Source organism: Rhodococcus sp. NPDC055112, from assembly GCF_053607505.1.
Genome location: NZ_JBSGTR010000055.1, coordinates 1 through 24,660, shown reverse-complemented (window position 1 = coordinate 24,660; position 24,660 = coordinate 1). Strand labels below are relative to the sequence as shown.

The following is a 24,660-nucleotide window of genomic DNA, read 5'->3' as shown; positions in this document are numbered from 1 at the left end:
CTAAGTGAGTGCTACACGCTCAAGTTTGCAACCCATCAGCGTGGGAGTCAAGCTCGAACTTGAGTCTGGTTCACTCAAGGTTGTCGAAGTGGTCAACGGGGACGGTTCGCGTTTTGTTCCCGGCTCCCGGGTGTGTCGCCCGCCACGGTCGGTCAGGAACGCGGGACGAGGGCTTCCACCCCTTCTGGTGATGGTGCGCGGCCGACGACCGCCATAGCGTTGAAGTGTCCGGCGAGCCTCGGCCGCACCACCACACACGAAATGGTCTGTCGTCATGTCCACCAACCGAATCACCGCGGCCGTCCGCGCCGTCGCCGTCACCGCCCTGATCGGCCTGCCCGCACTCGGGTTCGCGGGCACCGCCGTCGCGCATCCCGGTGGCGAGCACCCGCCCGCCGTTGATCCCATCGTCGGGTCCGAGGGCGGACCGTGTTCGGAGAATCGGGTCGGCGTCGACGGGGACACCGGCAACCAGCTCGCCTGCGTCCACAGCCCCGACGGGGGCGTCTGGACCGGAACCAACGGAGCCATCAACGGCGTCCACGACTTCGGGTCGCCCTGCGACTCCTCGGTCGAGGACAGGTCACAGACGCGAGACGGCAGGGTGATCATGTGCACCCCGGGCGAAAACGTGTGGGAGTACGGCGCCTAGCGAGGCTCGGCCTACGATCCCAGGCATGGACAACGCAGGCGAGCAGGAGTTCGGAGTCCCGTCCCAGGCCGCACCCCCGCAGCCGCCGCACCGCCCGCAGCCGCCGCGCCCGGAGTTCGCCGCCACCCCGCTGCGCCCTGCGCCCACCGATGCCCCGCCCCGCGCGCTCACCGTCGCCCGGTCCGCCTGGATCGGCTCGTTCGCCGTCCTGATCGGCATCGGCGCCGCGACCGCGCTCAAGCTCACCGCGGTCCGCGACGCGCTCGAGTCCGCGCTGTCCACCGAACGGCCTGGCACCGCCAACCGCGACATCGCCGACACCGTCTCGGTCACCCTGCTGGGCTGTGCGTCGGCCGCCGCGCTGCTGCTGGTCGCCGGAATGATCTGCCTGCACCTGCTCGGTGGGCGCCGCAGCGCCGCCCGCCTCGCCCTCGCCGCGGTCGGCGCCGTCTCCGTCGCCGCGGCCATCGTGTTCCGGTCACTGATGGTCGACGCAGGCGAGGCCTCCGGCGGCGTGCTGGAGTGGGCCCCGCTGGTCTACGCCGGGCTCGTGATCGTCGGCGTCGCTGCGCTTTTCGCGCCCGGAGTAACCCGCTGGCTGCGGCACTGACCGCCGCGACCCGCGGCCGGACGCCTAGAGAGTGTCTACTAATCGACGAGGCGCTTGAGCCAAGTGCACACCGCCGATAGGAGCACGCCCGCTCGGTAGGTGAGGGCGAGCTTGTCATAGCGAGTAGCCAACCCACGCCACTGCTTGACAGCAGCGAAGAAGCGCTCGACGACATTGCGGCCCTTGCACTTTTCCGCATCGAACCAGACCAGACGACCACCACGACTACCTTTCCGGAGGCGGTGTCGTTTCACCGCCCTCGATACCACGCGATCGCAGCAGGGCCCGGTTGAATTTCGAGGAGTAAGCCTTGTCGCCGAGCACCGCATCGGGTCGGGTTCGAGGCCGGCCGCGACCGATCCGCGGGACCGACAGGCAGTCCATCAGATACGCGAACACCGGCGAGTCGCGTGCCTGACCTGACCCGACGAGCATCACTAGCGGTCGCCCGTTCCCATCGGAAAGCTGGTGGATCTTCGTTCTACCCACCGCTGGAGCGACATTCGCGGGAGACGGCCTTACAGTGATCTTCCTGTCCAGACCGTGGACGACGACCTGCTATCAGCTTGAGGAATCCCTTGATAAGAGTTTCGATGCCCGCGTATCGAGCAACCACCCACCCGCAGTACAGCTCACGCCCGTGGCGTCGAGCAGCTGTGCTTGCGTTGGGAGTGGTCGCCGCTCCGCTCGTTGTCGGTGCCCCAGTCGCGAACGCAGACACTGTCATCAGTGGCTGCACGATCGTGACCAACCCGACGCCGACCAATCACACGGACTGCCCGGGCGTGAACTTCGAGGAGTCAGAGCTGCCGGGCCTCAACCTTGCCTACGCCAACCTGGGCGGAGCACGCCTCAAATTCACGAACCTCGTCGGCGCGAACCTGACTGGCGCCAACCTCGCCAGCGCGGAGATGACCGGAGCGAAACTGAACAGGGCCGACCTCACCGGCGCTAACCTCACCGGATCGGTTTTGATGATGGCACAGGCAGTCGACGCCAACCTCACCAACGCGAATCTGAGCGAGGCGAGGATGTCGAACGCGAATCTGTCCCGCGCCAAGCTCTCTGGCGCCAACTTCTGGCATGCCGACATCAACGGCGTGCATCTGGACCAGACCATTCTTGTCCCCTCCGACCAGCGAGCGGTCGCTGACCCCGCCACGGGTACCGCCGTCGTCTCCTGGCCGACCCCACCCGTCCTGAACGGAACGTGGCTCGAATCTTGCGATCGAGAATCTGGGAGCAGCTTCCCTGTCGGAGTTACCACCGTGCGCTGCACCTTCAAAATCTTCACCGGCAAGATCTGGAGTTCCGCTGTAGGCAAGTTCACCGTCACCGTCCAGTCTCCAATCCTCCCAACGATTTCAGGTTCCCCCTGGAATGCCTCCGTGGGCCAGACGTTCCAGTTCCAGTTCGACGTCGCCGGCAATCCCCAACCCGAGATCACCACGACCAGCGTGCTTCCGCCTGGCATCACCCTGTCCCAGTCGGGGGTCCTGTCCGGGATTCCGACACAGGTCGGCACGTTCCCACTGACGCTCGCTGCGCGTAGCGAGGCAGGGGAATCGACCTTCACGACGCAGCTAGTCGTCACGGACGACAAGGTTCCAGGGCCCGCAGGGTCCTCGGTATTCGGTAGCTGAGTCCCCCCACCTGGCCCCCGGCCCGACCCAACTGAACACGGGGCCGGGCCGGGGCCGTATGGGAGGCGTCAGCTACTACTCAGCATCGAACCGCGCCTGCGACGACAATTCTATAGATCGGGTTCGAGGCCGGCCGCGACCGATCCGCGGGACCGACAGGCAGTCCATCAGATACGCGAACACCGGCGAGTCGCGTGCCCGACCTGACCCAACGAGCATCACTAGCGGTCGCCCGTTCCCATCGGAAAGCTGGTGGATCTTCGTTCCCAGGCCGCCGCGTGAATGGCCGAGTCCATAGTCACCTGGCTCGGCGAGCAGGTTCTTGTAACTCGATAGATCCCCCGGTGTCCCGACCCAGGTTCGCGGCGTGCTGATGAGCGCGGCCGATCGTCGAGTCCACTGACACCGTCCAGTCGATGTCACCGGCCGCGTCGGCCTGCGCCAACAGTGCCGTCAGGATTTCGTCCCGGGTGCCATCACAGGCGTAACGGCGTTGACGCTTCCAGACCGTCTGCCACGGCCCGAATTCCGCAGGTAGATCACGCCACGGCACACCTGCTCATACCGGTACACGATGCCCTCGACGACCTTACGGTTGTTTCCAGAAAGGACGCCCCTTGCGACCGTCGGACGAGGGCAGCATCGGCTCGATCAACGCCCACTGGGCGTCGGACAGGCACTCGGCACGTGACACCACGTCCAGTGTCATTGATCGAAGCGTCCCTATTTAGGAGACACGCCCTAGCCCGAGAGTTCCGCCAGCACACCCTCCGCGCTGCGCGCGCCGATCCCGCAGGCGCGCGCGGTGAACTGGTCCAGCAGCGGATGTTCGGCCCAGGTCCGCCACTTGCGCACCGCTGCAAGGGCAGCGGCCCGCTCCGCATTGACGCCGTCGTCGGGGTGGAGCCCGAGCCGCTCGCTGCGCCCGATGCCGAAACCGCCGACCAGCCGCTGCAGCTGCGCGACGTCGTCGTCGGACAGGTTCGGTCGCGTCGAGCGCAACCTCCCGAGCAACCGCAGCTCCTGAAAGCCGTGCACGTCGGCGAGCAGGCGTTGGGCCGAGGCGCGGATCGGCGAGGACTCGGCGCGGGGGTGGGCCGAGAGCACGCGGGTAAGCGCGAGCAGGGCCGAGTGTGTCTTGAGCTGATCCGCCCGCTGGCCGAACTGCACGTCGATCACCTGCCGCAGCTCGTGGAGGCCGCTGCGCTCGACGAGCTGCGTTGCGAGACTGGGCGAATCGGGCGTGCCGAGCTTGATCAGCGTGACCGCCAACCGGATCCCGAACAACCCGAAACGGTGCGCCAACTGGGCGCGGGTGTGCGCGTCCACGGGCAGCGGGCTGTCCGGGCGGGCGAACCGGTCCGCGGACAGCATCGCCAGCTGCAAGTCCTCCGGTGGCACCTCGGCCAGCGCACGGAAGGCCTCGTACTCGCGCTGCCGTAGCGTGCGCGCGCCCAACGCCAGCAGCCCCGCGACCGGGACCACCGCCTGACACAGCCCCGTCAGCTCCAGCTCGGTGGCGAAGCGGGACGCGACCTCCTTGGCCGACATCATCGCGTCGAGGCGACCTGCCCCCACCTCGTCCGCGCGCGAGACCACCCCGACCACCCCGAGGGGTCCGGACTCGCCGCCGACGTGCGAGCCGATCTGACCGAGGAATGCGACATCGGTGGCGGCGAGGGTGCGCAGCAGGTAGACGACGGCGTCCGCACCGGAGGCCGAGTCCTCCGGTGTCAGCATCTCCAGCGTGCGGGCCGAGACGTCGCGCGAGAGCGAGGACGTGCCTGGGGTGTCGATGATGGTGGTGTTGGTGAGCGCCCGCGCCGGCCACTCCACGTCCAGCCGGTCCACCTCCGCGGCCGTCATCGCGCCGAGGTCGAAGGTGAGGCTGCTGCCCTCGCGCCGCTGGACGGGCACGTTGAAGGACTGGTTGCCGTGGTGCCACGCGGTGACCGTCGGCGTCGGACCCTGCCGGTACCAGGTGACGACGCGGGTGCACTCGGTGGCGTCGGTCGGTGCGATGTCCTGTCCCACAAGCGCATTGAGCAGCGTCGACTTGCCGGCCTTCAACGACCCGGCGAGTGCGACCCGGAGCGGTTGATCGATCCGCTCGGCGCACTCGTCGAGTTGCCTGCGCACCGCGGGATCGGCCGCATACACCTCACGTGCCGCACCGATCAGTGCCCGCGCCTGTGCCAGCGCGCCCGCGCTCACCGTTCGATCTCCACCGGGAGCATCTGTGCCGCAAGCTCCTTGAGCTCGCTCAGCGCGCGCATGTCCCGCTCGATCTGGGCGGCCCGCTGGGTACGTTCGGTGGTGGCCAGGTTCGCGGCCTCCTGCGCGGCGCGCAGCGAGTCGTTGAGTGAGCGCAGGGTCTGCTCGGCGATGGCGGTGAAGTGGTCGCGCAGCAGTCGCTGGATCAGCCGCAGCCGATCCTTCGACTCCTTGTTCACCTGGAAGCTGACGTCGTCGACGAACCGCCGGATCGCGACCTTCGCCTCGCTGCGGCGCTTGAGGATCCGCTGCTCGCGGTCCTCCCGATAGGCCTTGGTGCCCAGCACCAGCCCGGCCCCCACCGAGATCGGGTTCACCAGTGCCATCCCCATCAGCGTGGTGATCAACCCGAACATCAGCACGCCGCCGTACGAGCCGCGCATCCCGACGAGCATCTTCTGGGTGATGCCGATGCTCCCCGATTCGAGGTCGGCGAGGGAGCTGACGGGCTCGAGGACCCCACCCAGGTCGGCGACGTCGAGATGCGGCAGGTCCACCGACCCGGACTCCGCGAAGTGCCCGGCCACCACCTCGGCCAGCCAGATCGCGCGGTCGTGCGCCCAGACGAAGTTGTCGCCGATCGAGGTCGCGACCTGTTGCTCGAGCCACTCGCCGAGCTCCGCCCAGTCCTTGCCCGGATCGCCCTCGTCCACGGATTCCTCGGCCTGACGGGTGACGCGGCGCAACCGGTCCCGCAGGTCGTGGTCGATGTCGGCGGCCAGATCGGTGACGCCGTCGGACAACGTCTGCTGCCACAGCGAGGTGCGCTTGTGCAGCTCCTCGGCCGCGACCTTGGCCTTCTGCAGCTCCGCGACGGCCGCCGCGCCCTTGGCCGGATCGCGCAGCGCGGCGAGCTCGCTGCCGAGCGCAAGGGTCAGGTGTTCGGTGACCGAGTGCACGTCCAGCGCCACCGCCCGGCGGGTGGTGAGATCTCCCCTGGCCACCACCTGCTCGCGCAGGAACGCGTAGAGGTCGGCGAACCCCGACTCGACGTTCAGCTCCTCGTCCTGCAGGCGCACCGCGTGCGAGCGCAGCGCCGAGGACACCGGGATCAACGGCACGGTGAGCCCGGCGCGACCGAGGTGCCCGCGGTCCGCCTCGACGATCTCCCGCCAGTGCGGGTACAGATCGGTCTTGCTGATCAGGCAGGCCACCGCCGGGCACAGGCCGAGCACCTGCCGGAGGAAGGCGACCTCCGGCTCGGTGAACTCCTGGCTGGCGTCCGAGAGCACCAGGACCGCGTCGGCAGCGGGAAGGAGGCCGAGAGTGCTTGCCGCATGTGGATTTCCGTGCCCACCGACGCCGGGGGTGTCCACCAGCACCAGCCCGTCGGCGAGCAGCGGGCTCGGCACGTTCACCTCGACCCGCAGCACCTCACGCCCGCCCGCAAGCGGGGTCGACGGCGTGACGGCACTCAGTTCCTCGAGCGGCAGCGCCACCCGGACGGCGTCGGCCCCCGGCTCGGCGAGGACCAGCTCGGCGCTCGCCGTCTGCGCGTTCTGCACGACCGTCGGCACCGCGGTGGTCTCGTCGTCGCCGACCGTGCACACGGTCAGGCCGAGCAGCGAGTTCACCAACTGGCTCTTGCCCTGCTTGAGCGGGCCGACCACGACGATCCGCATCCGCGGGTCCAGCACCCTGGCCTTGGCCAGCTCCAGGCGGTCCACCAGATCGGCTCGCCCGGCGGTCCCGGCGATGCCCCCGGTCCGCTCGAGCAGTGCCACCATGTCCGCGGCCGTTGCCTGCCCCGCGGCGGTGCGTTCGACTGCCGAAGCAGCTGCGTTGTCCATGAACCCGACCCACAATCCCCTCTGCGCCGCGGGCGCCCGAACGGGCACACGCGGCGAGCGATTTTCACGGTATCCAGCACGGAGCCGGCCCCACACGCAATAACGCGTACGGGGCCGGCTCCGTTACAGATCGATCAGGGCAGCAGCGGGTCCGCGTGCGCGGCCGCCTCGCCGCCGATCTCGGCTGCGCCGGTCGCGTCCGCGTCTCCGAAGAGGCCGCCGCCGATGCCGCCGAGCCCGTCGCCGAACAAGCCGCCGTCCGCCTCGCTGGTCGTGGTGACCTCGCTGCCGAAGGCGTTTGAGGCGTCCAGCGACGACCACGCGTTCCCGGTGGCACCGGCGACGCCGCCGAGACCGGAGCTGATCCCGCCGACGAGGTCGGAGGTGCCGCCGAGCTCGCCACCCGCCGACGCCGCGCCGCCCACGCCCGCCCCGATGCCTGCGTCGACCGCGCCGGTGACCGCACCGCCGAGGTCCGCGACGGCGTCCAGGCCGGTCGTCAGGTCCGTGGCCGCGCCCGCGGCACCCGAGAGGGCGCCACCGAGCTCCGCACCGGTGTTCGCGACCCCGGACAGCGCGCCGCCCAGGTCCGCGCCCGCGTTCGCCGCACCCGACAGGGCGCCACCCAGGTCCGCGCCCGCGTTGGCCGCGCCGTCCAGCGCGCCGGTCAGGCCGCCACCCAGCTCCGCAACAGCATTCGCCGCGCCGTCCAGCGCGCCGGTCAGGCCGCCACCCAGCTCCGCACCAGCATTCGCCGCGCCGTCCAGCGCGCCGGTCAGGCCGCCACCCAGCTCGGCACCCGCATTCGCCGCACCCGACAGCGCGCCGCCCAGGTCCGCACCCGCGTTCGCGGCGCCGTCCAGCGCGCCGGTCAAGCTGCCGCCGAGGCCTGCGCCCGCATCGAACAGGCCGCCGAGACCGCCGGTGAGGCCGCTGGTCAGGCCGGCACCGAGGCCAGCGACCGCGTCCAATCCGCCGCCGAGTCCGGCCGCCGCATCGAGGCCGGCGTCCAGGTCGGCACCGACATCGACACCGAGGCCGAGGCCGCCGCCGGCACCGAGAAGCCCGTCGACCGCGCCGCCCAGGTCGAGACCGCCGCCGAGGGCACCCCCGAGAGCACCGCCGAGGTCGAGGTCTCCGCCGAGCGCGCCACCCGCCCCGAGCGCACCCTCGAGGGCCGTGCCCAGCCCGCCTGCGAGGTTGCCGTCGAGATCGAGAGCGCTACCGAGCACCGTGCCGAGCGCGCCGCCGAGATCGATCTCGCCGGTGCCGCCCGCCGCGCCGCCCAGCGCCGCCTCCAGTTCCCCACCGAGGTCACCGCCCGCACCGAGTGCGGCGCCGAGCACCCCGCCGAGCGAAGCCCCCAGGTCCGTGCCGATCTCCCCGCCCGCGCCGAGCACGCCCTCGAGCGCGGTGCTCAGCGATCCGCCGAGGCCACCTTCCGCGCCGAGGTCGAGGCCGCCCGCGGCGCCGAGCGCCGCGTCCAGTGCCGTACCGAGCCCGGCCGTGAGGCCGCCGTCCACCCCGAGGGCGCCACCGAGCGCACCGGCCAGCGTGGCACCGAGGTCCCCACCGATCTCCCCGCCCGCGCCGAGCACGCCGCCCAGATCCAGGCCCGCGCCCCCGTCGACCAGGGCGCCGAGCGTGCCACCCAGCGCACCACCGAGATCGGCGGCGACGTCGCCGCCCGCACCGAGCGCACCGCCCAGTGCCGCGCTCAGCGTTGCGCCGAGGTCGCCGCCCAGGTCCAGTCCGCCACCGAGGCCACCGCCCAGACCCAGGGCGGCATCGAGCGCACCCGTCAGGCCGGAGGTCAGGCCGCCACCGAGACCGAGAACACCGTCGAGGTCCACGCCACCGCCTGCGCCGAGCGCCGCGTCGAGGGCACCGGTCAGGCCGGAGGTCAGCTCGCCGCCAAGGCCGAGCGCGCCGCCGAGAGTGCCGCCCAGTGCGGCGCCGAGATCGAGGCCGCCCTCGAGCGCGGTGGACAACGCGCCACCGAGTCCGCCCTCCGCACCGAACGCGGCACCGAGCACCCCGCCGAGCGAAGCCCCCAGATCCGTACCGATCTCCCCGCCCGCGCCGAGCACGCCCTCGAGCACGGTGCTCAGCGATCCGCCGAGACCACCCGCCGCCGCACCCAGGTCGAGTCCGCCCGCGGCGCCCAGCGCCGCATCCAGCGCCGCACCGAGCCCGGCTGTGAGGCCGCCGTCCACCCCGAGCGCACCGCCCAGCGCACCGGCCAGCGTTGCGCCGAGGTCCCCGCCCAGGTCCAGGCCCGCACCCGCGTCGACCAGGGCGCCGAGCGTGCCACCCAGCGCGCCACCGAGATCGGCGGCGACATCGCCGCCCGCACCGAGCGCACCGCCCAGCGCCGCGCTCAGCGCCGCACCGAGGTCGCCGCCCAGGTCCAGTCCGCCACCGAGGCCACCGCCCAAGCCGAGCACCGCATCGAGCGCACCCGTCAGACCCGTGGTCAGGCCGCCACCGAGGCCGAGCACGCCGCCGAGGTCAAGGCCGCCGCCCGCACCGAGCGCCGCGTCGAGCGCACCGGTCAGGCCGGATGTCAGCTCGCCGCCAAGGCCGAGCGCGCCGCCGAGGCTGCCGCCCAGTGCGGCGCCCAGGTCGAGGCCGCCCTCGAGTGCGGTGGACAACGCGCCACCGAGTGCGCCCTCCGCACCGAACGCGGCACCGAGCACCCCGCCGAGCGCGATACCCAGGTCGGCGCCGATGTCGCCGCCGACCTCGAGTGCGCTGCCCAACACCGCGCCGAGGTCGAGCACCCCGCCCAGGTCCAGGTCGGTGACCCCGCTCAGCGCGGCGTTCAGCGCGCCGCCGAGCTCGGCCACCAGGCCGCCGCCGACTCCGAGCGCACCACCCAGCGCACCGCTGAGCGCACCGCCGAGGCCCAGGTCCGCGTTCACGTCCACGGCGCCTGCCAGACCGAGCGAGGCCTCCAGGGCCGCGCCGATGGCCGCACCGAGATCGGCACCGATCTGACCGCCGATCTGCAGGGCAGCCCCCAGCGCCGCGCTCAGGGCCGCGCCCAGATCGATGTCACCGCCGAGACCGAGGCCGCCACCGAGCCCAAGACCCGCGCCTGCGCCTGCCGCGAGGCCGCCGCCCAGACCGAGGCCACCCCCCAGCCCGAGGCCGCCACCGAGACCTCCGCCGAGTGCACCGCCGACGGCCGTGTCGAGACCCGCGTTCACGATGCTCGTCAACTCACCCGCGCCGCCGGCGAACAGACCCGACTCGGCGACCAGCGGGGCTACTGCGGAGATGTCCGCGGCGCACACGCCGCCCAGCCCTGCAGCGGCCAACGCCGCATCCGGGTTCTGGCAGTACAGCGCCCTCGCCTCGTCATCACGCAGGAGGCTGAGGATGAAGTCGAGAAGAGCGTTGGTGGTCATGTCGATCTCCTGAGGTCTGGTCGAACGGATCGCGATAGACGACGCGAAACGATTGCCCTCAACGCTAGGTACGCGGACACCCCACCCCAACGGGGTGAACTCCCCTGCCTCGCGGAGCGCGTGGGGGGTGGGGCCGATAGGGGATCACTGCTCGATAGGGGATACCTCCCCCATCTGCGCATTTGTCGCCGAATCGGTAACGCTTCACGCGCGTGACCCGACACAGTGGGCAACAGCGGGGGCCACATTCGGTCCCCACCCCCGGCGCAAAACCCGGGAAATCGTCACCCGCCCCTGGCTCCGGCCACGGGGAGAATTGTCAGCCACCCCGGCGGCGGAAGCCGCGGGGCGAGCACGGGAGAACACTTCGATGACTGTTGGACTCGGACTCACCGTCGGCGCCGTGAACTCGGTCGCGGTCACCGCCCTCGAGCACGACGCGGACACGCAGGGACCGTCGATCACGGCGAGTTCGACCCTGGAGCTCGGCGGGGACGCCCCGGCGGTACTCGGCGTGCCCAGCAGGCACGAAGGAGACGTTCCACGTGGAACGGTCATCTCCGGTTTCGCCACCCGCGTCGGCGACCCCGTCGCGCTCGTCGCGGACGACGGCTCGACCCACACCGGTGAGGACCTCGTCGTCACCGCGATGCAGTGCCTGATCGAGGCGTCCTCGGCCGAGCTCGTCGAGTTCCCAGCCGTTGCGGCGGCGTATCCGGCGGTCTGGCCGAGCCACACGGTCGACGCGCTGCGCTCCGCCCTCGACCGCGCCGGCCTGGCCGGGGTCACGCTCGTCCCCGAGCCCGAGGCCGCGGTCGCATGGTTGCAGCGCAACGGGTCCCGCGACGGCGCGAGCGCCTCCGACGACCTCGTGCTCGTCTACGACCTGGGCGGCACCAGCCTCGACGTGACACTGGTCCACGCCGGCGACACCCCCCGGATCATCGGAAAGCCGATGCGGTCCGAGGACTTCGGCGGATCCGAATTCGACCACCTGACGCTGCGGTACGTGCTCGACGGCGTCGTGGGCGAGGCGGGCGCCCTCGACCCCTTCGATCCCGACACGATGAACGCCCTCGCCCAGCTGCGGGCGCGTTGCTGCGCAGCGAAGGAAGCGCTGTCCTCGGACACCGAGACCGTGATCGGGATCGATCTGCCCGGCGTACACAGCGACGTCCGACTGGTGCGTGCGGAGCTGGAGGACCTGATCCGGGAGCCGCTGGCGGACTCCGTCGAACTGGTCAGGGAGACGCTGCGCAACGCGGGCGTCGACCTGTCCGACGTGGGTCAGGTCCTGCTCATCGGCGGCAGCTCGGCGATGCCGCTGGTCGCCGAGTTGCTCTCGGCCGAACTGCGTCTGCCCGTCATCGCGGACGCCCATCCCGAGCGAACCGCGGCACAGGGAGCCGCGCTCATCGCCGCCACGGAAGGCGCCCACACCGTGCCGCTCGGGGTGGCCCCGGCCGCCGCGACCACCGTCGTGGAGGTCGCGCCTGTGCTGCCCGCATCGGCGGGTCCGCGCCCCGGCGTCCGGCCTGCGTCCAGGGGCGCATCGCTCTCGACCCCCAAGAAGGCCGCGATCGTCGCCGCCGCGGCCGCCGCGATCGCACTCCTTGCCGCGGGCGGACTCTCGCTCGGCACCAGCGCACTGACACCGTCGAACGCGGACACCAGCCGGGGGGCAACGACCAGCAGCCACAGCGTCACCACCACGGTCGCACCGGACGGCACCGTCCTGCCGGTCGTCGACGGCGTGGTGAGCCCGACCACCGGGGAGTCCCCCGTCCGCCTCGACCCCACCGGCGCGCCGATCCGATCTGACGCCGGTTCGGCCGCGCGACAGGTCTCCGCCAATTCGGGCGGTGCCGCGGCACCCGCCCCCGCACCCGGCTCCCCCGCCGCCGCGCCCGCACCCGCCCCTGCGGCGCCTGCCCCGGGACCCGTTGGCGGCGGGTACACGCCCCCACCCGCGCCGCCTGCAGGCGGCGGGTACACGCCCCCACCCGCACCCCCGCAGGGCGACGGCGGGATCGCGAACGATTTCGTCGACGGCGTCGGCGGGGCCGCGGCCGGTGTCGGCAACGGCGTCGGCGGCGTGGTGGAAGGTGTCGGCAACGGCGTCGGCGGCGTGCTCGGCGGCCTTGGCGGCGTCGTCGGCGGCGTCGGCCAGGGCGTCGGTGGGTTGCTCGGCGGCGGGCAGTAGGACCCGTGACCGTGCTGACCTCCGAACCTCCCGTCGCCGCCGCGGCCACGCTTGCCGGCATGCCCGGCGCGCAGGCGTTCCTCGCCACGGCGCGAACGGGCAACCCGCACATGCTGATCCGCGGCTCTGCGGGCAGCGGCAAATCGACTCTGCTCGCCGCGATCCGTGACGAGCTGCGGGCCAACGGGACCGCCGTCGCCGCGACGGCGGTCGCGGACATCGAACCCGGCGGCGCACTGGTCGTCGACGACGCCCATCGGCTGCCCGATGCCGCGGTCGACGCGCTGACCCTGGCCGCGCACCGCCAGGACATCACCGTGATCGTCGCGACCGAACCGCGGCCGCACAGCCGCACCCTGCGCTCGCTCGGCGATGCGCTCGGCTCGCTGTCCCTCGACCCGATGACCGCGCGGGACATCGTCGTTCGCGCGGAATCAACACTGGGCGTGCGACTTCCGATCGGCCTGGCCGCCGCGATCCTGCGGATCACCGGGGGTGGGGTGCACAGCGTCGACGCGGCGCTCGGCGCCCTGTCCCACCTCGACCCCACCGAGCCCCGCACCCAGCCCGCACTGGAACGGGCCCTCGATGCCGCGACGGCCGCACACCTGCGCGCCAGGCTCGGGGAACTCGATTCGGACCTGCTGTGCACCCTGGCGATCGCCGCGATCGGCTCGGGACCCGACCCCGTCGAACTCGTCCGGGTGTTGTCCGTCGACCCGACCGTGGCCCAGGACCTGATCGACCGGGCCCGCGGCACCGGACTGGTCACCCACGCCCTCCTGCCCGTCGCCCGCGCACCGCTGACCGCCGTGCTCGGAGCGCAGCGGGTGGCCCGGCTGCACACCGATTCGCTGCGCGCGAAGCTGGCGGACGGCACCCTCGACCTCCCCGCGGCCCGTACCTACGGCGAAGCGGGCGTGGCAGATCCCGATCTCGCCGAATTCCTCTGCAGCGCCGCCGAACACGCCGAACCGCCGCTGGCCGCGAGCCTGTATGCGGAGGCCGTCCGCGCAGGTGCCGATCGGAACACCCTTGCGCTGCGCTGGGCCGAGGCGGCGGCGCTGAGCGCAGACTTCGACACCGCGGTCGCGCTCACCGACGGCCTGCTCGAACGGGCGACAGACCTGACCGACACCGAACTCGCTGCGGCCGTTCGGATCGCGGCGAGCGTCGCCGCGCAGCAGGGCATGCTCGGCCGCAGCGCCGACCTCTACGAATGGCTCGGCCCGGCCCGCGCGGGTTCCGACGCACCCGTCGCGGCCGTCGTGCTGCTGGCCGCGGGACGGCCGGAGCGGGCCGAGGCGATGACGGACCGCCAGGCGGGCGCGCCCCCGACGTCGACGTCCGCGGGCGCCGCGCTGCTCGCGCAGGGCCTGCGCCAGTCGATCGACGGCCAGGTCGCGATCGCGGTCAACTCGCTGACCCGCGGACTGTCCCTGTCCGTCAACGGTTCCCGCCCCCGACTGCTGCCCGACAGCGGCGCCGCCATCACCGCACTGGCGGGCATCGCATGCGGCGAACTCGCGGGCGCCCAGGCCGTGCTGCAGCGGGCACTGGACACCGAGCCCCGCGAGAGCATCACCCGTCGGCGGCACGAGTTGCTGCTGACCTGGATCGCCATGATCCGCGGCGACCTGGATGCCGCGACGGCCCAGCTCGACGCGATGCCGACGGATGACGAGCCCACCCCGCGCGACGCGCTGTTCATCGCGGCGCTGCGGGTCGGACTGGCCCGACGCGTCGGGGACATCGGCGCCCTCACCCAGTCATGGGAGCGGGCACACGGTGTCATCGCGGAGCACTCGGCCGATCTCTTCAGCCTGCTGCCGCTCGGCGAACTGTGGCTGGGCGCGGCCCGTTTGCGGGACACCGAGCGGCTCGCGCACCTCATCGAGCAGGCAAGGGAGCTGCTGACCCGGCTCGGTGAACCCACGCTGTGGGGCTCGCCCCTGCACTGGTACGGCGTGCAGGCCGCGATCCTGGCCGAGAGCCCAGCGGAGCTGCTGCCGCACGCGAACGCCCTCGGTGTCGCCGCCGAGACCAGCCCGTACGCGGCAGGCCTCGCGGCCGCGGGCCGCGCCTGGCTTCGGGTGCTGCAGGGCGAGATCGACGCGACCGTGGTGGAACAGTCGGCACGCACCCTGGACCGCATCGGGTTGCCCTGGGACGGTGCCCGTCTCGCCAGCGAGGCCGCACTCCGCGCCTCGGACACCAGGACCGCCACCACGCTGTTGCAGGTCGCGCGCTCCCTGCGACCCGCTGCCTCGTCGACGCCGGGCACCGTCGCGGGGACCGAACGCGAACTCAGCGCGGGACTGACCGACCGCGAGGCCGAGGTCGCGAACCTGTTGGTGATGGGCCTGACCTACCGGGACATCGGCGCCCGGCTCTTCATCTCGGCGAAGACCGTGGAGCACCACGTCGCCCGGATCCGCCGTCGCCTCGACGCCACCTCTCGCGCGGACATGCTGTCGATGCTGCGCGCAATGGGTCACGGCACCGAGAACTGAGCACCGAATCCGGGTCACGACCCCGACACAACCGGCGTCGTACCCGCCTGTGACACCTATGATCACGACCTGACGTCTTCGTGTCAGACCGATCAGGGAGGGACCATGTCACCGGACGAGCAAGTCACGCCCGCGTCGAACCGGCCGTTGACGAGCCTTCCCGGCGCCGACGTGATCTTCCTGACGATCGGCGCCGCGGTGACCGCGGCCGAAGTGGTGGGCGCAACGGCCCGCTTCGCTCTCGACACGCTGCGCCGGGTCCCCGGGTTGGCCGGGCGCCTCGACGCCACGACCGATGCGCTGCGGGCGCGCGGCGAGGAGGTCGCTCGGACGGCCGCCCCGACCGTCCGCGACCTGCTGCGCCTCGTGATCCGGGAGGTGGTCGCGGCGGCCCTGCTCGAGGTCGATCTCACCCGTCTCGTGCGCGAGAACGTCGACCTGAACCTGATCGCCGAGTCCCTCGATCTGGACCAGATCGCCGCCACCATCGACGTCGACCGGATCGCCGCGCGACTCGACGTGGACGCCGTGATCGGCAAGCTGGACCTGGACGGCATCGTCGACACCGTCGACCTCGGCAGGCAGATCGCGCGGGTGGACCTCGACGAGGTGGCACGCCGGATCGACATCGACGCGATCATCGCCCGGATGGACCTCGTCGGCCTCGCCAACGACATCATCGAGGGCGTTGACCTGCCGGACATCATCCGGGAATCGACGGGTTCGCTGTCCTCCGAGGCGGTTCGCGGAGTCCGGAGCCAGGGCATGCAGGCCGACGACGCCGTCGCAGGCTTCGTGGGCAAGCTGTTCGGCCGCAGCCCCGGCCCGGACGACGAGCTGCCCATGGGCGGCGGCGATCGCCCGGGGGACCCGGCGCCGTGACCGACCACATCGAGCAGCCTCCGCACCGGCCCGCCGGCATCGTCACCCGCGCGAGCGCCGCGTTGATCGATCTCGGGGTTGTCCTCGCGATCATGGGCGTGACCTATCTGGGCCTGGCCCTGGTGCGACTGCTGTACTCCCCGCAGAACTTCCGGTTCCCCGAACCGGCCGCGCTGGCGTCCGCGACCGTCACCCTCACGGTGTCGATCGTGTACCTGACCGGATTCTGGGCGACGACCGGGCGAACCGTCGGCGCGCTGGCGATGGGGCTGCGGGTCGTCACCGCCAAGGGCAGGCTGCTCCGGTTGCCCCGCGCCGCTCTACGGGCCGTGCTCTGCGTCTTGTTCGCCTTCGGCCTGCTGTGGGCTGCGGTCGACCCCCGGCGCCGGTCGCTCCAGGACATCGTCCTGCGGACCCGGGTCGTCTACGACTGGCGGAAGGAATCGAGCGAGCTGATCGGCTGAGCGGCGAGCCCTGTCGCGTCGTCGGGCTCAGCCGCCGGCCCTGGGTTCGAGCACCATCACCGGGATCTGCCGGTCCGTGGCACGCTTCTCGTAGGCGGCGCGGCTGGGGTAGACCTCCAGGTCCATCCGCCACAGTCGCTCCCGCTCCTCCCCCTCCGCCTCGTAGGCGACCACCGGCAGTGCCTCGCCACCCGCGACTGTGACCGTGGCCTCGGGTTGCTTGCGCAAATTGAAGTACCAGGCGGGGTTCGAATGCTGTCCGTAGTTCGAGGCGATCACCACGATCCGGTCCCCGTCCCGCATCCCCACCAGGGGGACGGTGCGCCTCGCCCCGCTCTTCGCCCCCGTGGTGGTGAGCATGACCAGCGGTAGTCCCGTGAGGAGTGTCGTAAGGGTGTTGCGCCCCTTGGTCAGCCGGTAGACGGGCCCATCGACGTGGTGAAGCGTGCGGGCGAAGAACCACGCCATGGGTTTGGTCCCGGCAAGGTCGCGCATCACCCGGTACACCGGGTTGACGTCTCGGTACCTCGACGATCCCGACATCGGTCAGCGTCCCAGCACCACGGCGGCCTCCGCCGTCAACGATGAGAAGGTCAGCGTCTCTTCCAGGTACAGCGTCACCGACTCGGCCGTATGGCTGTCGTACCCGATCGACAGGTCCGAACCCAGCGTGAGTTGGTTGTCGCCGCCGCGAGTGGACAGCACGTAGCCGCCCGCCACCGCCGGGGCCCAGATGATGTCGCCGACGAGATCCTTGAGGTGATGGAACACCGGGTGACCCTCGTCCCTGGTCTCGCTCACCGCGGTGTAGGTATCCGCGTCGAGCACCAGGGAATACGGTCCCTCCACACCCGCCAGTCGCAGCGCCGACAGTGCGGAGGCGACGGCGTCGGGGACCAGCAGCGGGTCCTCGGGCAATGACAGCGGCGGGTTGCTGCTGGACGGCCCGAGACCCACGATGCCTGCCTCCTCGAAACCGGCGAACACGGTGCGGTCCTCGGCGAACGCGATCGCCTTGGCCGCGTCCTTGACCGGCTGCCAGTCGGAGTCCAGCGACCCCCGAGCCACGTCGTCGATCTCCGCACGGCTGAGCGTGAACGGGAAGCGCAGCTCGACGAGCGGGTGTACCTCGCGGAGCTGTGCCCGAATCCTGCTGTCCGACGCGGAGATCGAGCGCACCCGGCCGAGGTTGTGCGCGGAATAGGAGTAGCCGAACGGCCCGGCGACGTCGACCACCCGGCGCCCGGCGACGTGACGCTTGAAGGTGCGCGCGGCCTCTTCGCCGATCTGCTCCCACGCGGCCTCGGTCACCGGTGCCAGGTTCCGGTGCAGATTGCTCGAATCAGTCATTGCGCAACTCCTTTGAGATCACCGATTTTCAGGGACAGGTCGCGCGGCGCAACCTCTTCCGGCTCCGCTTCCTCGACGTCCGGCACGGGGATGTCGGCCAGCGCCTCCAACAGGTCCTGGCTCGGCACGAAGAACAGGGTCCCCGTTGCCGCATGGGAGAAGTCCAGGATCCGGTCGTGGTTGCCGGGGGGATCGCCGAGGAACATGTGCCGCAGCATCAGCTCCGTGACGGCGGGGTCCTTCGCGTAACCGATGAAGTAGGTACCGAACTCGCCCGCGGAGAGAGAACCGAACGGCATGTTGTCGCGCAGGATCTCGCGCTCGGTCCCGTCGTCGTCGACGATGGTGTTGAGCGCGACGTGCGAGTTGCTCGGCAGGGCCTCGTCGTCGAGTTCGACGTTCTCGAGCTTCGTCCGTCCGATCACCCGCTCCTGCTCCTCGGTGCTCAGCTCGGCCCATGCGGCCATGTCGTGCAGGTACTTCTGGACGATCACGTAGCTGCCGCCCGTGAACGCGGGGTCCTCCACCCCGATCAGGGCCGCAGCGCCCGCACCCGCCCCGGTCGGGTTCTCGGTCCCGTCGACGAAACCGAGCAGGTCGCGGGCGTCGAAGTAGCGGAACCCGTACACCTCGTCCGCGACGGTCGCCGCGTCGCCGAGCGCCGTCATGATCAGGCGCCCCAGCTCGAAACACAGGTCCGCACGTGAGGCCTTGATGTGGAACAGCACGTCCCCAGGGGTTGCGGGCGCGCTGTGCGCCTCGCCTCGCAGCGGGACGAAGGGATGCAGCCCCGACGGTGTCTCGCTCGGCCCCACCCGATCCCAGAACTCCGAACCGAAACCCACCACGCAGGACAGGGACCCGGCGAGTTCCCGGAATCCCACCGCCCGGACCAGCGACCCGACGTCCGAAGCCACGTCGCGGAGGGTGACCGCATCCCCGGTGCCGGGGCCCGCCGTCATCACCAGGAAGAGGGCCGCCGCGCTGAGCGGCTCGAGGACCGGCTGCGGCACCGGTGGCGATTCGGGATCGGTCATATTTCTCCCAGTACCTCGCGCGGGGCCGAGGATCACCGCCCCGCTCGCATCGATGCTCTCCGGATCGAGCCTAGGCGAATAGATAGGCTGTCGCCCGAGATCGCGTGTCGGTCCGGCGGCGCGACGCGCGAACCCCCGGCGAGCGCGGCAGCAATGAGATGGGGGAAGACATGGCCGCGGGGCTTGGGCTGGGGGTCGGCGGTACCAACGCCGTTGCGGTCCTCCACACCACCGAAGGTCCTCGAACCGGCGCCGAGCCGGCCACCATCGCTCGCCGCGCCACGTTGCAGTTGACGGCGGCGGGCGAGGCGATCCTCGGCTCACCCCTCGATGCGCCCGACGTCATCGCCGGGTTCGCCGCGCACGCAGGCGATCCGGCCGGGCTCGTGATCGGCGACGGCAGCGCGTACCTGGCCGAGGACCTGGTCGCAACCGCCATGCACAGCCTCGTGCACGAGGCGGCCGAGGCATTCCCCGGCCTCTCCGAACAACCCGAGATCGCCGCCACCCACCCCGCACGCTGGTCGGACGCGACCACGCAGTCGATGGCGGACGCCCTCGTGCACGTCGGGCTGGCCGGGGTGACGCTGGTCCCCGAGCCGGTGGCCGCGGTGGCCTGGCTCGAGGCGGAGCACGGCACGCTCGGCGACGCGATCGTCGCGGTCTACGACCTCGGCGGCGGCGGGCTCGACATCTCCCTGGTGCGCACGGGCACGGACGCCGGGCTGCTCCGGCCGTCGACCTTCACCACCCGCTTCGGCGGCGACACCTTCGACCAAGCGATCCTCGAGCACGTACTGGGCTCGGCCGCCGGTGACCTCGGGCCGGTGGACCCGAGCGATCCGGCCACCCGGGCCGAGCTGTCGGTGCTGCGGCGCCGATGCACCGAGGCCAAGGAAGCACTGTCCGCGGCGACCGAGACGCAGATCGCGGTCGAGATCGCGGGCGCCGCTGTCACCGTCACCCTGCTGCGCAGCGAGCTCGAGGAGCTGCTTGAGTCGTCGATCACCGGATCGCTCGACCTCGTCGAGCAGACCATCAGCGCCCACGACCTGGTGCTGTCGGACGTGTGCGCGCTGCTGCTGACCGGCGGCGGCTCCGCGATGCCGCTGGTGTCGCGACTGGCCGAGGCGACCATCGGCATGCCGATGGTGCTGTCTCCCCGGCCGGGACACACGGGCGCACACGGCGCCGCGATCATCGCGTCGGGCGGCGCTGCGGATGATGCCATCACCACGGCGGCCCTAGGGGCTGCGGCTGCGGTGGTCCGCACCGACATCGATGGCGACGCCGATACCGTGACCATGCCCGCGGTGCCGGTCGCGGGCCCACCGACGGCGTTCACCGAGGCCGGTCCCGGCCGCCCGGTTCTCCCGGTCCTGCTGGACCCGGACCCGATGTCGCCCTCCCCTGCGGCGACGCCGACCGTCGCGGCGCCCCGCTTCCGGTTCCAACGCACCACGGCGATCACCGCGGCGGCCGGTGCGATCCTGGCCGTCGCACTGGTCGGCCTGGTGGTGAGCCTGCGCTCCACCGATGCCCCCGCGACCGCGGTCCCGGTCATCGCCCCGTCCACGACACCCAAGGTCACCGTCTCTCCGAGGCCGACCACCACGACGACGACCAAGGCACCCGCGTCCACGACGGCTCGGAGCAGCAAGTCGTCGAGCTCCGCCTCGACCGCGCCCACCACCACCGTCGCCCCCACGACCCACGCCCCGCCGCCGGTCACCACGACGCCGCCCGCCCAGCCGAGCCCGTCCCACAGGCCGACCACCACAACCACGAAGACGACCACGAAGACGACAACCGAGCCAACCACGACGACCCAGACGCCCACCACAACGACCACGACCACCACGAAGACGACCACCGCGACCACCCCCGCGGACGGAGCGGCCGTAGCCTGACGCGCCGGGCGCGCATTGCCTACGGTCACCCAATGACCACAACCCGTGCCACCACACGTCGAGCGCTCGCCGCCGCCGGTGTCACCGTCGTCCTGTGGGCCTCCGCCTTCGTCTCGATCCGCAGCGCCGGGGCCGCCTACTCCCCCGGCGCGCTCGCCCTCGGCAGGCTCCTTTCCGGGGCTCTCGTCCTCGGCGCGGTCCTGCTGATCCGGCGGGAAGGGTTGCCGTCGCGGGCGGCCTGGACGGGGATCGCGGTGTCCGGTCTCCTGTGGTTCGGCGTCTACATGGTGGCGCTCAACTGGGGCGAGCAGGAGGTGGACGCGGGCACGGCCGCGATGGTCGTGAACATCGGGCCCATCCTGATCGCCCTGCTCGGCGCCCGGTTCCTCGGCGAGAAGCTGCCGCCCCGGCTGATCGCGGGCATGACGGTGTCCTTCGCGGGCGCGATCGCCGTCGGGCTGTCGATGTCCGGCGAAGGGCACTCCTCGGTCCTCGGCGTCCTGCTCTGCCTGCTCGCGGCCGTCGCGTACGCGGGCGGCGTCGTGGCACAGAAGCCCGCCCTGGCGCACGGCAGCGCCCTGCAGATCACGACCTTCGGGTGCCTCGTCGGCGCGGTGGCGTGTCTGCCGTTCGCCGGGCAGCTCGTCCACGAGGCGAGCGGGGCACCGCTCGCAGCGACCCTGAACATGGTGTATCTCGGGGTGTTCCCGACCGCCCTCGCCTTCACGACCTGGGCCTACGCCCTGGCACGCACGACGGCGGGCCGGATGGGCGCGACGACGTACGCCGTGCCGGCCCTGGTCGTCGTGATGGCCTGGCTGTTCCTCGGCGAGCTGCCGGGACTGCTCACGCTCGCGGGCGGGGCGCTCTGCCTGGCGGGCGTTGCCATCTCGCGCTCCCGACCGAAGCCCTCGAAGGCTCCGGCCCCGAGCGTCGAGACGGCGTAGCGGGTTCGCCAACCGGTCTGTCAGGCACACGGGCGGCCGAGCCACACTTGCCCTAAGGTGGAGCGCTGATACATCCGCGCACTCGACGAAGGGTCTTCATGCGTCTCCGGCTGGCGTTCCGCGCCGCAATCCTCGCCTCGGCCACCCTGCTCCCCCTCTCCGCAATCGCACAGGCCGAACCGCATGAACCCCAGTCGAATTCGCCCGCCGAGGTCGCGCAGCAGCTGCCTGCCGAACTCGTCGACGCGATTGCCCGCGACCTGAGGCTGACCCCGCAGCAGTACATCGAGCGTGCCGAGGCCGCGCAGCGACTGGCCGGCTACGCGCAGACCCTGCGCGAGGGCAGCCCCGCCACCTACGCCGGTTCCTGGATGGGCGTCGACGGCGTCCCCGTCGTCGCGGTCACCACCACCGCCGAAGCGCAGCGGGTGGCCCGCGACGGCTATTCCACCCACCTCGCCGCGGTGTCCGCGAAGGATCTCGAGGGTTCGCTGGCACAGGTCAACCAGTGGATCCTCGGGCTGCCGAAGGACGTCTCCTCAGAGATCAACTCCGCCTCCATCGACGTGCTGGAGAACCGGGTGGTCATCGACGTGGTGAACAGCCCGATCGGCCGGGCGCTGAACCTGCCGACGCTGCTGGCCGGGCTGAAGGTCGTGCTGACCCCCGGTGGCCAGCCGCCCGTCGACCCGCACGCGCAGGGCGGCGACACCTACATCACCACGCCGCGCCCGATCACCCGCGACGTCGACCCGGGTGAGATCGGGGTCTGCTCGTTCGGCTTCAACGCCGTCGACGCCGCCGGTGCCCCCTACAACCTCAGCGCGGGCCACTGCGATCCCTCGCAGGAGAACGCGAAGGTGCCCGCGGGCGCCCCGGTCTACCTGCCCGATTTCGCCGATGTCACCCGCAGCACGCAGATCGGTACCTTCCGGCACTCCGCGATGGGTGCGGCCGCGGGCGGCCTGGACTACTCGGTGATCAAGCTCAACGACGCGGGCACCGCCGCCGGGCTGGACAAGCCGACCGTCCGCGGGGCCAACGGCACCACCGTCACCGTGACCGGCACCGCGCGTCCGGTCATCGGCGCGCCGATCTGCAAGTCCGGCCAGACCTCCACCTTCACCTGCGGCCTTGTCCTCGCCGACAGCGTCGACGCCCCGCTGCACATGGCCGACGGCAGCACCCGCCTGGTCCGCGGGTTCGCGGGCTCCACCTGCACCCTCGGCGGGGACAGCGGCGGCGCGATCCTGTCCGGGACCAGGGCCCTCGGCATCACCAGCGGCTCCAACTCCGGCGGCGCCCCGAACTGCACGGAGGCCAACCTCGTGCTGGCGCCCGAGGGCGGCACCGCGAGCATCGGCATCCCGATCGAGAAGATCGTGACCCACGCGAACGCGGCTCTCGGCCTCGACCTGCGGGTCCGGGCCGCCGACGCGCGCCGCTGAGCCCAATCATCCGACAGATTCCGGTAGGCAACGGCGGGCGTAACCCATATAGTCGCTACAACTGACCCGGCCCCTTCGGCTTGGTCATGCCCGCATGCCCTCAATCCGAAAGGTCCCCATGCGTAGCGTTCGCGCCCGCCGTGCCGCGATGATCGGCTCTGCGGCCCTCCTCTTGATAGCGCCCGGCGCGGCCCTCGCACACGCGGAGCCCGCCGCTCCTACTCCCGCGACCGCGCTGCCCGCCGACCTGGTTGCCGCGATCCAGCGCGATCTCGGCCTCAGCCCGGCCCAGTACCTCGACAAGGCCGAGGCCGGGCAGAAGCTGGTGGAGTTTGCCAACACGCTGCGCGGAAAGTTCCCCGAGTCCTTCGCGGGCGCCTGGCTCGACCCGGCAGGTTCGCCGCTGATCGGCCTGGCGGACGGACCGGGCAAGGCGGCCGCCAAGGCGGCCGTCGAGGCAGCCGGATACAAGGTGAAGGACCTGCCGCGCAGCGAGCGCGCGCTGCGCGACCAGCTCGGCCACATGAACAGCTGGATCGAGAAGCTCCCCGCCCCGCTGTCCGGTCTCATCAGTGGCGCCGCGATCGATACGGTCAACAACGACGTCGTGTTGCGCGTCCAGAACACCGCCGAGGGCCAGGGTCTGCAGCTGCCCGACTTCCTGGAGTCCGCGCGCGTGGTGCTGGCGCCTGCGCTCGGCTCGTCCGCGCCGCCGGTCGCCGAGAGCCCCGTGGCCGCCGACGCCCGCCTCGGTGGCGACGCCTACGCCGCCGAGAACGCGGACGGCGCGTTCCGTTGCTCGCTCGGCTTCAACGGCACCGACGGTTTCGGCCGCGCGGTGAACATCTCCGCCGGACACTGCGACCCGAACCGCGACGCCGCGGGCACCGGTGCCGCCTCGATCGCCTTCGAGACGCACGGCGCCAAGTTCGGTGATCGCTTCGGCACCTTCGCCAAGTCGACCGTCGAGGGCCTCGACTACTCGGTGATCAAGATCGACGACGCCGCCACCAAGCGATTCGAGAACAACTTCGTTCGCGCCCCCGGCGCGAACCCGGTGCCGATCACCGGCACCGCCGATCCCGTCGTCGGGGCGCCGGTCTGCAAGTCCGGCCTCACCACCGGCTTCAGCTGCGGCACCATCAACTCCGTCAACCAGATCGTGGACGTCGGAACCCGCACCCTGAAGAACGGCTTCACCGCGAACATCTGTGCGCTGCAGGGCGACAGCGGCGGCGCCGTCGTGACCGGCACCAGGGCGCTTGGCATCTCGAGCGCGTCCAACGTCGGCGACATGATGTACTGCGAACTGGCCTCCGTGGTGACCACGCTGGTCGGTGACAGCCCCCAGCTGTACGCGACGCCGATCAACGCGATCCTCGCGGCCAATCCGGGCCTGAAGGTCCGCACGGGCTAGACGAGAACTCTCAGCCTCACGAAAAGGGGCCTCGGACGCGAACTTTCGCGGCCGAGGAAGGCGTCGCGTTCCACGACCTCCATGAGGCCGAAGTAGACGGCCTCCTC

18 protein-coding genes are annotated in these 24,660 nt (G+C 71.5%); 11 read left to right on the top strand and 7 right to left on the bottom strand.

Features of this window, described 5'->3' with window-relative positions; all coding sequences use genetic code 11:
- Positions 1-274 precede the first annotated feature (274 nt).
- The 3 genes from ACWFRB_RS20635 to ACWFRB_RS20625 all read left to right on the top strand — a co-directional run bounded on the left by ACWFRB_RS20635 (position 275) and on the right by ACWFRB_RS20625 (position 2,905).
- Positions 275-652, top strand: coding sequence for a hypothetical protein (locus ACWFRB_RS20635; protein ID WP_452643130.1), 378 nt, complete (start codon positions 275-277; stop codon positions 650-652).
- 25 nt (positions 653-677) lie between these two features.
- Positions 678-1,262, top strand: a complete 585-nt coding sequence (locus ACWFRB_RS20630; protein WP_452643129.1) for a hypothetical protein — start codon at positions 678-680, stop codon at positions 1,260-1,262.
- 743 nt (positions 1,263-2,005) lie between these two features.
- Positions 2,006-2,905, top strand: a complete 900-nt coding sequence (locus ACWFRB_RS20625; protein ID WP_452643128.1) for a pentapeptide repeat-containing protein — start codon at positions 2,006-2,008, stop codon at positions 2,903-2,905.
- A gap of 298 nt (positions 2,906-3,203) precedes the next feature.
- On the opposite strand, the gene ACWFRB_RS20620 is transcribed toward ACWFRB_RS20625, so the two are convergent.
- The 4 genes from ACWFRB_RS20620 to ACWFRB_RS20605 all read right to left on the bottom strand — a co-directional run bounded on the left by ACWFRB_RS20620 (position 3,204) and on the right by ACWFRB_RS20605 (position 10,382).
- On the bottom strand, positions 3,204-3,458 hold the full coding sequence (locus ACWFRB_RS20620; protein ID WP_452643127.1) for a transposase: 255 nt from the start codon (positions 3,456-3,458) through the stop codon (positions 3,204-3,206).
- Positions 3,459-3,646: 188 nt separating this feature from the next.
- The gene (locus ACWFRB_RS20615) at positions 3,647-5,119 is read right to left on the bottom strand and encodes a dynamin family protein (protein WP_452643126.1); all 1,473 of its coding nucleotides are present in this window, start codon (positions 5,117-5,119) and stop codon (positions 3,647-3,649) included.
- A complete protein-coding gene (locus ACWFRB_RS20610) occupies positions 5,116-6,969 on the bottom strand; it encodes a dynamin family protein (RefSeq protein ID WP_452643125.1) in 1,854 nt (617 codons plus the stop codon). The genes ACWFRB_RS20615 and ACWFRB_RS20610 overlap by 4 nt, the downstream gene beginning before the upstream one ends.
- A 134-nt stretch (positions 6,970-7,103) precedes the next feature.
- Positions 7,104-10,382 carry an IniB N-terminal domain-containing protein gene (locus ACWFRB_RS20605; RefSeq protein WP_452643124.1) on the bottom strand — a complete coding sequence of 1,093 codons (3,279 nt, stop codon included), beginning with the start codon at positions 10,380-10,382 and terminating at the stop codon, positions 7,104-7,106.
- A 370-nt stretch (positions 10,383-10,752) separates the two neighbouring features.
- On the opposite strand from ACWFRB_RS20605, the gene ACWFRB_RS20600 reads away from it, so the two are divergent.
- The 4 genes from ACWFRB_RS20600 (at position 10,753) to ACWFRB_RS20585 (ending at position 16,444) form a co-directional block, all read left to right on the top strand.
- Entirely contained in the window at positions 10,753-12,585 is a 1,833-nt protein-coding gene (locus ACWFRB_RS20600) for an Hsp70 family protein (RefSeq protein ID WP_452643123.1), read from the top strand.
- A gap of 59 nt (positions 12,586-12,644) precedes the next feature.
- The gene (locus ACWFRB_RS20595; protein ID WP_452643142.1) at positions 12,645-15,098 is read left to right on the top strand and encodes a LuxR C-terminal-related transcriptional regulator; all 2,454 of its coding nucleotides are present in this window, start codon (positions 12,645-12,647) and stop codon (positions 15,096-15,098) included.
- A 105-nt stretch (positions 15,099-15,203) separates the two neighbouring features.
- Complete coding sequence (locus ACWFRB_RS20590) at positions 15,204-15,980, top strand: hypothetical protein (RefSeq protein ID WP_452643122.1); 777 nt, start codon at positions 15,204-15,206, stop codon at positions 15,978-15,980.
- Between the two features lie 8 nt (positions 15,981-15,988).
- Positions 15,989-16,444, top strand: coding sequence for an RDD family protein (locus ACWFRB_RS20585; RefSeq protein ID WP_452643141.1), 456 nt, complete (start codon positions 15,989-15,991; stop codon positions 16,442-16,444).
- Between the two features lie 27 nt (positions 16,445-16,471).
- Here the strand turns inward: ACWFRB_RS20585 and ACWFRB_RS20580 are convergent, their stop codons facing one another.
- From ACWFRB_RS20580 to ACWFRB_RS20570, 3 genes are read right to left on the bottom strand one after another with little or no spacing between them, the layout of a single operon-like run.
- Positions 16,472-16,987, bottom strand: coding sequence for a nitroreductase/quinone reductase family protein (locus tag ACWFRB_RS20580; protein ID WP_452643121.1), 516 nt, complete (start codon positions 16,985-16,987; stop codon positions 16,472-16,474).
- 3 nt (positions 16,988-16,990) lie between these two features.
- Positions 16,991-17,794, bottom strand: coding sequence for a family 1 encapsulin nanocompartment shell protein (locus ACWFRB_RS20575; protein ID WP_452643120.1), 804 nt, complete (start codon positions 17,792-17,794; stop codon positions 16,991-16,993).
- On the bottom strand, positions 17,791-18,831 hold the full coding sequence (locus tag ACWFRB_RS20570; protein WP_452643119.1) for a Dyp-type peroxidase: 1,041 nt from the start codon (positions 18,829-18,831) through the stop codon (positions 17,791-17,793). Before ACWFRB_RS20570 ends, ACWFRB_RS20575 begins: the two co-directional genes overlap by 4 nt.
- A 170-nt stretch (positions 18,832-19,001) precedes the next feature.
- On the opposite strand from ACWFRB_RS20570, the gene ACWFRB_RS20565 reads away from it, so the two are divergent.
- The 4 genes from ACWFRB_RS20565 to ACWFRB_RS20550 all read left to right on the top strand — a co-directional run bounded on the left by ACWFRB_RS20565 (position 19,002) and on the right by ACWFRB_RS20550 (position 24,553).
- On the top strand, positions 19,002-20,741 hold the full coding sequence (locus tag ACWFRB_RS20565; RefSeq protein WP_452643118.1) for an Hsp70 family protein: 1,740 nt from the start codon (positions 19,002-19,004) through the stop codon (positions 20,739-20,741).
- Between the two features lie 32 nt (positions 20,742-20,773).
- Positions 20,774-21,688 carry a DMT family transporter gene (locus tag ACWFRB_RS20560; RefSeq protein ID WP_452643117.1) on the top strand — a complete coding sequence of 305 codons (915 nt, stop codon included), beginning with the start codon at positions 20,774-20,776 and terminating at the stop codon, positions 21,686-21,688.
- A gap of 98 nt (positions 21,689-21,786) precedes the next feature.
- Entirely contained in the window at positions 21,787-23,136 is a 1,350-nt protein-coding gene (locus ACWFRB_RS20555; RefSeq protein ID WP_452643116.1) for a S1 family peptidase, read from the top strand.
- 118 nt (positions 23,137-23,254) lie between these two features.
- Positions 23,255-24,553, top strand: coding sequence for a S1 family peptidase (locus ACWFRB_RS20550; protein ID WP_452643115.1), 1,299 nt, complete (start codon positions 23,255-23,257; stop codon positions 24,551-24,553).
- Positions 24,554-24,660 lie beyond the last annotated feature (107 nt).

Coding starts and splice junctions, on each gene's coding strand:
- ACWFRB_RS20635 (WP_452643130.1), top strand. CDS start 275: ATGTCCACCAACCGAATCACCGCGGCCGTCCGCGCCGTCGCCGTCACC.
- ACWFRB_RS20630 (WP_452643129.1), top strand. CDS start 678: ATGGACAACGCAGGCGAGCAGGAGTTCGGAGTCCCGTCCCAGGCCGCA.
- ACWFRB_RS20610 (WP_452643125.1), bottom strand. CDS start 6,969: ATGGACAACGCAGCTGCTTCGGCAGTCGAACGCACCGCCGCGGGGCAG.
- ACWFRB_RS20605 (WP_452643124.1), bottom strand. CDS start 10,382: ATGACCACCAACGCTCTTCTCGACTTCATCCTCAGCCTCCTGCGTGAT.
- ACWFRB_RS20600 (WP_452643123.1), top strand. CDS start 10,753: ATGACTGTTGGACTCGGACTCACCGTCGGCGCCGTGAACTCGGTCGCG.
- ACWFRB_RS20595 (WP_452643142.1), top strand. CDS start 12,645: ATGCCCGGCGCGCAGGCGTTCCTCGCCACGGCGCGAACGGGCAACCCG.
- ACWFRB_RS20590 (WP_452643122.1), top strand. CDS start 15,204: ATGTCACCGGACGAGCAAGTCACGCCCGCGTCGAACCGGCCGTTGACG.
- ACWFRB_RS20580 (WP_452643121.1), bottom strand. CDS start 16,987: ATGTCGGGATCGTCGAGGTACCGAGACGTCAACCCGGTGTACCGGGTG.
- ACWFRB_RS20575 (WP_452643120.1), bottom strand. CDS start 17,794: ATGACTGATTCGAGCAATCTGCACCGGAACCTGGCACCGGTGACCGAG.
- ACWFRB_RS20570 (WP_452643119.1), bottom strand. CDS start 18,831: ATGACCGATCCCGAATCGCCACCGGTGCCGCAGCCGGTCCTCGAGCCG.
- ACWFRB_RS20565 (WP_452643118.1), top strand. CDS start 19,002: ATGGCCGCGGGGCTTGGGCTGGGGGTCGGCGGTACCAACGCCGTTGCG.
- ACWFRB_RS20560 (WP_452643117.1), top strand. CDS start 20,774: ATGACCACAACCCGTGCCACCACACGTCGAGCGCTCGCCGCCGCCGGT.
- ACWFRB_RS20555 (WP_452643116.1), top strand. CDS start 21,787: ATGCGTCTCCGGCTGGCGTTCCGCGCCGCAATCCTCGCCTCGGCCACC.
- ACWFRB_RS20550 (WP_452643115.1), top strand. CDS start 23,255: ATGCGTAGCGTTCGCGCCCGCCGTGCCGCGATGATCGGCTCTGCGGCC.